Origin of the sequence: Agrobacterium sp. RC10-4-1 (genome assembly GCF_014138475.1) — a bacterium.
Classification (GTDB): Bacteria; Pseudomonadota; Alphaproteobacteria; order Rhizobiales; family Rhizobiaceae; genus Agrobacterium; species Agrobacterium pusense.
This window is the reverse complement of record NZ_JACJIT010000015.1, coordinates 36,734-42,733: the sequence shown is the minus strand read 5'-3', so window position 1 is coordinate 42,733 and position 6,000 is coordinate 36,734. Positions and strand designations below refer to the sequence as shown.

Below are 6,000 nucleotides of genomic sequence, written 5' to 3'. Positions count from 1 at the left end.
GGTCTAGACATAGATCCTCACATTCAGAGAACTCCTACGCCCGAAATACCCTACTCAGCATCAGCCGCGCCAGATGGGGTTTCCTTGCCGCTTACGGTACAGCGCGATGTCCCCGGATTTCTCTTTTTCAACGGGTTCTGCGGGCAACGAAACGCGATCCTGCGGATCTCGAACCGGAAGACCTTGCGGGGCGCGACCCGTCTCACGTCGTTTAGGGGACTGAACGAAGCTGACATTGGCCGTACTCCATCGCTGTCGAAACGTCTCGTTAAAGTGCCTGTTCCGCATCGAGATCAGTTTGAAGCCGGTTTCCCTTTAACGAACTTCAGATTTGCAGCAGCGTTTCCCTGCTTCGATGCAGTAGCAAAGTGGCTGATGACGCCCTATGGACACAGTCCTGGCATTTAGACTTTGCGTCGCCCTCTTGCCACGGCTGTAGCTGGGTGCCACATCGCAAGCCATTGCCATTAGAGAGCGACCTTCATGACAGTTATAGCCTCTTACATCTATCGGCTCGGCGAGCGCACTGAGAAACTCCCCTTGACGGGCGACCCGTTCCAAGAGACCGACGGCGAATTTGCCTGGATCGGCATTGCCGACCCGACACCCGATGAAATGGCATGCCTCAAGTCGATGTTCGATCTGCATCCGTTGGCGGTAGAAGATGCCCTCAATGGCAAACAGGTGCCCAAAGTCGAAGTCTATGGCGACCAGCTGTTCGTCATCATCAAGACCGCCCATCTCGAAGGAGACAAGATTGCCTATGGCGAGACCTGTATTTTTGTCGGCCGGCACCATGTGATCTCCGTTCGTCATGGTTCCGCGCGCTCACACAGGGAGTTACGGGAACAGCTCGAACAGTCTCCACAACTCCTGGATCACGGGCCCGACTATGTCCTGCACGGTATCATCGACTTCGTGGTAGACGGCTATCTTCCGATGGTCGAGGCTCTGGAGGACAAGGTGCTCGAGATGGAAAAGCATATGCTGATCTCCTTTCTCGAACGCGAGCAGATCAGACGGCTTTTTCGCATGCGCCGACAGGTCATCCGGTTTCAGCGCATCCTCGGCCCGATGGCCGAGGTCGTGGGCAAGCTGACAAACCTCGAACTGCCCTGTATCGACGACAATGCCAAGGCCTATTTCCGGGATGTGCTCGACCACGTTCGGCGCGTCGAGTTCATGATGTCAGGTCTGCGAGAAATCATCACCTCCGTGTTCGAAGCCTCAAACCTTCTGGAACAGCAGCGTCAGGGAACAATCACCCGGCAGCTTGCTGCCTGGGCCGCGATTCTCGCCGTGCCTACGGCGATAGCTGGCATTTATGGAATGAATTTTGAGCATATGCCGGAGCTGAAATCGGAATATGGCTATTATGTCGTAATCGGTGTCATTCTTACACTTTGCGCTATCCTGTATTCCAGTTTCAAAAAAACAGGGTGGCTGTAGTGTAATCCCGTCTCTCAAGACTATCGAGCGCACAGCCTAAAATCGCATCGCACTGAAGCCGTAAAGGAGTTGGATTTGGCCACTGGACTGATCGCATTGCTTGACGACGTTGCAGCCATCGCGAAGGCGGCAGCTGCCTCGTTGGACGACATCGCAACGCAGACAGCGAAAGCCAGCGTGAAGGCGGCGGGCGTTGTGATCGACGATACTGCCGTTACTCCGACCTATGTTATCGGCCTGGCTCCTGCACGTGAGCTTCCGATTATCGGAAAGATTGCGCTCGGATCGCTGAAAAACAAGCTGATCTTTCTCCTGCCGATCTGTCTTGTGCTTGGATATTTTGCTCCATGGCTCATTACCCCCCTGCTCATGATCGGCGGAATTTATCTGTCCTTTGAAGGCGCGGAGAAGCTTCACGAGGCCTTCTTTCCTCACGTCACGAAGCACGACCAGGCTCAGAACGCGGCGCTCGACGCGGCGGATCTCGAAAGCCGCAAAGTTTCCGGCGCGATCCGGACCGACTTTATCCTTTCAGCCGAGATCATGGCGCTTACGCTTGCCGGGGTTTCGACATTGAGCATCTATTCGCAAGCTGCGGTGCTGGCAACCGTCGGCATCCTGATCACCGCAGCAGTATATGGCGTCGTGGCCATCATCGTCAAAGCAGACGATGTGGGACTGCACCTGGCAAAGGCAGGAAGCCCTTTAGCAAGCAAAGTCGGAGCGGGCCTCGTGAAGGGCGTGCCCGTGCTTTTGAAGGCATTGGCTATCGTCGGGACGGCGGCAATGCTGTGGGTAGGTGGAAGCATCATCGTGCACAGTCTGGCAGGGCTTGGATTGCATCAACCAGAGCATCTGATTGAAATGTTTGCATCTAAGATCGAACACACAGTGGCGGTTCTTCCGCAAATCACCAAGTGGCTGGCTACCTCTTTGGCCCAGGCAATCATCGGCATTGCGACAGGCGCAATTGCAATCCTGCTCCTGTCCATCTGGAAGCAACTCATTCCTGGCTACACCAGGGCCAGCTAGCGTTCCGTGGCTGGTTCATAGAACCACGTGCGGTGGATTACCGCACGTGTCGCTGCTATCGTCGTTCTGGATGGACCGACCTTGCCAGATTTGACGGACGCGCAAGGGCCAGCCGCATTGGGTTATGTCCGGCGCCACGGTGGCCGCGCTTGTGACGGCTTACGACAAAGTGCGACGGGCTCCTACCAGGTATGGGGGAACGGCAGGACAATACCGGCGTTTTATATGCTCCACTAGTGAAGCGCACGTGATGCGGTGAGCACATTGCATCCGGACCAAGGGGGAACTGCCAGCATGTGCAACCTTTATCGGATGGACGACAAGGACTGGGTCTCAAAGTGGGCCCAGGACGCCGAAAGCCTGATCAACCTGATGCCGGCCTATCAGATGAACCCCGACCAGATGGGGCCGATTGTCCGAAACACGGCTGACGGCAAGAAGCAGCTGGTTCATGCACGGTGGGGCCTGCCCTCGCCGATTTTCGTGCAGAAGAAAGCTGCGGAAGCGAGAGCGGGAAAACTGAAGGCCAAAGGTCAGGCCGTCGATATGGACGAACTCATCCGCATGGAACCGGACCGTGGCGTGACGAATGTGCGCAAACTCAATCTCCCTCACTGGACGCGATGGTTCGGCGTCGAGCACAGGTGCCTTGTCCCGGTCACAAGCTTTGCCGAGCCGGATCCGATGAGCAAACAGGAGGGTGGCAATGTGCCCAACGCCTGGTTTGCCCGTGATGATGCGAAATCGCTGATGTTCTTTGCCGGCGTCCACGTGCCGCAATGGAAGAGCGTCCGCAAGGTCAGGGATGGGCTCACAACCGACGACCTATACGGTTTCCTGACGACCGATCCGAATGACCTCGTGAAGCCGATCCATGAAAAGGCCATGCCGGTCCTGCTGCTGACGAGGGAAGAAACCGAAGTCTGGATGCGGGCTCCGTGGAATGAGGCAAAGGAGCTCGCCCGCCCGTTACCGAACGACGCGCTGATCATTTCATCACGCGAACCGTACGGATCAACGATCGTTTCGCAAAGTGGAGAACCGGTGGAGGAGCAAGGACGCCTTTTATAATCGGCGGCCATTACCTCACCACTGCCTGGGCCACAGCCCTGTCGTGAGGAGACTAAACCCGCCGAACTGTTCGGAGAGAGGAGAAGGAAGATGCATATCCACCCTTACATTCTCGAAAATCATGGTGTCTATCCCAAGAGATTTCTGGAGGATGGTCAATTCTTCGGCGTGCGGAAATCCACTCACGATAATCTCGACCAAAGGCTGGTCGCCGAAGTCGACCGGGAATCCGACCTGACTGCCTATTCCGGATATGTCGCCATGGAACTCTGGGCAGATGATGACGACATTCCGACGGGAGCGAGGATTGAGATATTGTTCAGCGACCGGAAAGGCATCGCCGCCCTCCTCTATGACCATCCCAACATATCCGATGCTTTCATTGAGTGGGTATTCTGCACCTCACCCGCCGATGCCTTGACTGAATGGAAGAAGAAGGTCCGCTGGCCGCTGATGGAAACATCGAGAGGGCCAGTCGATATAATCGGAGATGCCCATCAATGAACGTTGAGAGCAGTAAGGCCGGCAAGGGCATTCATGAGAACCAGTGGTGCAAGCATACCGGCTGCAAGCGCCGCAATAACCTCAATTGAGGATCGAATTTTTAGGAACAAATCATCACAGCGACGGTTGGGTAGGCGGATGGTCTTTCCCCCGTCCATGCGCTTGCAGCCTGTCATGGTTGCACACCTTCGAACCCTCCGCTCTGGAGGGTTTCCTTTTGCTCACATCGCAAGCAAGTTATGCCTTCAAAAGCGGTTCAGACCGCCAGCGACGGCCTGCTACAGGGCTGCAACTCCGTATCCTTGAAATCTAATCGCTCGACTCTTCCACGAGACGTGTTACACTTTTTGCATTGTCGCCAACCGAATACATAGGCGGTGGCACCTGAGGGTTACTACGTGCTCCCGCCTATATCGTGTGGAGGACGGCTGCGTGCCCAAACCATCCAATTTCCAGGAATGTCCACTTCGACGCCTCCTTTTTCGCTGGGCCGCGCGGTTTACCGCTGACGAGCGGATGCAGAGCCGGCTTGTTGAAAAAACGATAGGCGAGGTCATCCGGGATTTTCCGGGCGCCGATCCCGACTCCAGGATCGATGTAGAGTTACTCGCGACATTGCGAGGCGTCGCTTTGCGGGAATTCACTACTCATCCTCGCCCAGGCATTGAGCGTCGTTCCGACAACGATCGATTGTCGAGCGACTGTCAGTGATAGCGGACGACGTTCCGGGTGGACCGAAAAGCGCATCGGCTAATTGCGAAGCTCCGCGCTATCGCCGGTCATAGAGTTAACCGCAGTCGTTCGATTTGGCCCGGTTCGCGAAAACGAACGGCATTTTGACGTCTCTCCAGTACAATCGACACATTCAGTAGTGTCTGATCGTGGATCTCCACGTCAACGATTGCGGCGTCAACGTCCCACTCCAGTAACGGACTGAGCACGCATCGTGTTGATCGAACCGAGCCCAGGACGATGGCTGCTGCTGCCTGCAGCCGCTGACGGCACGCAAATGTGTGTATAAGGCGCTGCTCTACGATGAACAGCTTCCCACGAAACGCTCGCAACACGGGCATATCCTCAGGTGGCTCGAGGCGGAGCGTGGCTCGGGTATGGGGAACGCCTCGCGACTGTTTGCATGAGGCAGTATTAATTATGCGCGCGTTCTGCCGAGCCTCCAGGGCAGACGCTGCCAGCCTCGGCCCATCGCCGCCTCGCGCCGGCATGGTTGCCGATTTGGAAACTGCAAGCCGCCCAGGGCCAGCCGGAGAGCTTGGCAGGGATGACCCAGTGCGAGCTTCGGGCCACGTCTCCAAAGCCGGGACGACGAACGCCTGACAAAATCGATAAAAGTAGGTCCAAAGTTAGCCGCAACTCCGACCTTGAACCTATTCGGCCGCGATACTGCTTTTATCCAGCAACGCGATGAAGGCTTCTCGGAGGTTTTGGCAACGATAAAGCAAATCGGCCTTTTCATGTTTCAGCCGCCGCAAGAGAGCCAACTCCTTGTCGCTGGCGTCGTTCGACATAGCACGAAGTCGAAGGTCGGTTTCGATTTCTCGAACCGCCACTTCACACGCTGCAATCTCCTTAAGGAGCCGATCCCAGTGTTTCTCCAGCACAAAGCTCACGTCGTTGGTCCAACCCGATCGGGATTTTCACCAACTGTTAACATAACCGAAGAGACCTTGGAGCGGCGATTTTATGTATGGTTAACACCACGGCAAAATTCCGAAGTGCGGCTAACCCGGGCTCCGTCAGATTAGTCTTGGCGGAGAGCCGTTGGAAATTCATGGATTGCCGTATCCCTCGAAAATTCGCGAACCGCATGTGCTTGTCCAGCAAGTACCCACGCCGACCTTACGCAAAGCGGCGTTACCAGGATTTCATGCGAAGAACCATGTTCATCAGCGATGTCCTGATAAACGGTTGTTACTGCCCTCGATT

The 6,000-nt window shown here is 55.9% G+C and carries 6 protein-coding genes; 5 read left to right on the top strand and 1 reads right to left on the bottom strand.

Translation table 11 applies throughout. The annotated features are described in order from the left end of the window. The 5 genes from FHW77_RS26630 to FHW77_RS26005 all read left to right on the top strand — a co-directional run. On the top strand, positions 1-408 hold a 408-nt coding region (locus FHW77_RS26630), incomplete at its 5' end, for a hypothetical protein (protein ID WP_210277085.1). Positions 409-483: 75 nt separating this feature from the next. After that, positions 484-1,449 carry a magnesium and cobalt transport protein CorA gene (locus FHW77_RS26020; RefSeq protein ID WP_006699058.1) on the top strand — a complete coding sequence of 322 codons (966 nt, stop codon included), beginning with the start codon at positions 484-486 and terminating at the stop codon, positions 1,447-1,449. A 75-nt stretch (positions 1,450-1,524) separates the two neighbouring features. Further along, the gene (locus FHW77_RS26015; protein ID WP_182591048.1) at positions 1,525-2,481 is read left to right on the top strand and encodes a DUF808 domain-containing protein; all 957 of its coding nucleotides are present in this window, start codon (positions 1,525-1,527) and stop codon (positions 2,479-2,481) included. 294 nt (positions 2,482-2,775) lie between these two features. Further along, positions 2,776-3,552, top strand: a complete 777-nt coding sequence (locus FHW77_RS26010) for an SOS response-associated peptidase family protein (protein ID WP_182591047.1) — start codon at positions 2,776-2,778, stop codon at positions 3,550-3,552. Between the two features lie 90 nt (positions 3,553-3,642). After that, positions 3,643-4,056 carry a hypothetical protein gene (locus tag FHW77_RS26005; RefSeq protein ID WP_182591046.1) on the top strand — a complete coding sequence of 138 codons (414 nt, stop codon included), beginning with the start codon at positions 3,643-3,645 and terminating at the stop codon, positions 4,054-4,056. A gap of 1,385 nt (positions 4,057-5,441) precedes the next feature. Here FHW77_RS26005 and FHW77_RS26000 read toward each other — a convergent pair. After that, the gene (locus FHW77_RS26000) at positions 5,442-5,684 is read right to left on the bottom strand and encodes a hypothetical protein (RefSeq protein ID WP_182591045.1); all 243 of its coding nucleotides are present in this window, start codon (positions 5,682-5,684) and stop codon (positions 5,442-5,444) included. Positions 5,685-6,000: the final 316 nt, after the last annotated feature.

Excerpts from the sequence above, each read along its gene's own strand:
- FHW77_RS26020 (WP_006699058.1), top strand. The coding sequence starts at position 484 with ATGACAGTTATAGCCTCTTACATCTATCGGCTCGGCGAGCGCACTGAG.
- FHW77_RS26010 (WP_182591047.1), top strand. The coding sequence starts at position 2,776 with ATGTGCAACCTTTATCGGATGGACGACAAGGACTGGGTCTCAAAGTGG.
- FHW77_RS26005 (WP_182591046.1), top strand. The coding sequence starts at position 3,643 with ATGCATATCCACCCTTACATTCTCGAAAATCATGGTGTCTATCCCAAG.